Source organism: Oleiphilus sp. HI0066 (assembly GCF_001635725.1).
Genome location: NZ_LWFH01001668.1, coordinates 1 through 1,401, shown reverse-complemented (window position 1 = coordinate 1,401; position 1,401 = coordinate 1). Strand labels below are relative to the sequence as shown.

The window sequence follows — 1,401 nt, the reverse complement described above, 5'->3', positions numbered from 1 at the left end:
GCAAGCTTGGGAGAAGGAGCATCCCTCTCGTATTGAGTCGATATTTAGCTCTTTGCAAAACGTTGCACCGTCACAGCTTGCAGACAGAAATTTATTCGATTTTGAAACGCTCAAAATTGATCGTACCGAAGCGCGTAAACCATATGAATTTGGGGCTGAGCAAACGATTTCTTCCTCGAACCCGAGTCAAGATGAAAGCATCGTACAGGTCATCGAAATTTATCAGCCATGATCTTAAAAACTAGAAACTAACGACCAGGCGCCGAAGCAGATAAGAGTCATGCCAGCACTTTTTCTAAACCACTGACTATTTAAAATCGCAGATAACCGTTGGCCTGCTACCGAGACGCCTAGCATGCTAGGTAAGGTCCCTAAACCAAATGCAAGCATTGTCATTGCTGAGCCAGAGAGCGTTCCTTGGGTGCTCGCGTAAATCAGTCCAGAATATACCAATCCGCATGGTAGCCAGCCCCATACAGCGCCAAGCGCTATCGCTGCCCTATGAGACTGAGGCCGTAAAAATCGACTGCCAATCGGTCTAAGTTTTTGCCATAAAATGGCACCAAGCTTCTCAGTAAAAAGTAGAGCATTGAGCCATCCAGTTAGATATAAGCCCATTAGGATCAGCATGATCGCTGCCGCAATACGCAAAAGCATCAGTGCACCGAGATATTCAGAGAACCAAAATCCTAGCGCACCGACTAGTAAGCCAGCGAAGGTATATGAGCTTAATCGTCCGAGATTATAGCTATAAACATAATTATGCTGGGGGGTATTGAGCCCAAGCGCAGACGCGAGTCCACCGCACATCCCAAAGCAATGGCCTGAACCTAATAGTCCAAGCAAGAATGCACTTAGCAGGATGGTATATTCGATGGCTATACGTCCTTTTCTTGGTTGTGTTGAGGTGCCTTGCTTTGTTGTTTTGGCTTGTCGTCTGGACCAGGAATCATATGCTCATCATCATCAAACAAGATGCTATGGCCAGGGCCTTCAAGGTCATCATACTGTCCATTTTTAATTGCCCAGCCAAATAGCCAGATAGCGATCGTCACAAGTATTAAAGAAACAGGGATGAGTATGTAAAGAATTTCCATAACGATTTATTCAGCACTAAGTGAGATGCTATTTTCGCAGGCGCATAGAGTTAAATACAACAATTAAAGAGCTTAATGACATGCCGAGCGCAGCAAAATAAGGTGGAATGAGGCCGACCACTGCAAGTGGCAGCATGCATAAGTTATAGCCAAGTGCCCAGCAAATATTTTGAATAATGACTGTTCTTGTTCTGCGTGAATACTGGAAAGCGTCAGCCAGTGATACGAGGTGCTCGTTTAACAAAATGGCATCCGCATTGAGCTTAGTTAAGTCACTCGCTCCGCCCATTGCAATAGATAGGTT

2 protein-coding genes and 2 pseudogenes are annotated in these 1,401 nt (G+C 45.1%); 1 reads left to right on the top strand and 3 read right to left on the bottom strand.

Going from position 1 to position 1,401, the window contains the following annotated elements; all coding sequences use genetic code 11:
• Positions 1-232, top strand: a pseudogene (locus tag A3738_RS32175) (tRNA 2-thiocytidine(32) synthetase TtcA); the annotation flags it as partial.
• A gap of 2 nt (positions 233-234) precedes the next feature.
• Here the strand turns inward: A3738_RS32175 and A3738_RS26155 are convergent.
• The 3 genes and pseudogenes from A3738_RS26155 to A3738_RS31570 form a co-directional block, all read right to left on the bottom strand.
• A complete protein-coding gene (locus A3738_RS26155; RefSeq protein WP_197472427.1) occupies positions 235-846 on the bottom strand; it encodes a sulfite exporter TauE/SafE family protein in 612 nt (203 codons plus the stop codon).
• A gap of 32 nt (positions 847-878) precedes the next feature.
• The gene (gene ccoS, locus A3738_RS26150) at positions 879-1,097 is read right to left on the bottom strand and encodes a cbb3-type cytochrome oxidase assembly protein CcoS (RefSeq protein ID WP_068475695.1); all 219 of its coding nucleotides are present in this window, start codon (positions 1,095-1,097) and stop codon (positions 879-881) included.
• Positions 1,098-1,125: 28 nt separating this feature from the next.
• Positions 1,126-1,401: pseudogene (locus tag A3738_RS31570) on the bottom strand (cbb3-type cytochrome oxidase assembly protein CcoS); the annotation flags it as partial.

Coding starts and splice junctions, on each gene's coding strand:
- ccoS (WP_068475695.1), bottom strand. CDS start 1,097: ATGGAAATTCTTTACATACTCATCCCTGTTTCTTTAATACTTGTGACG.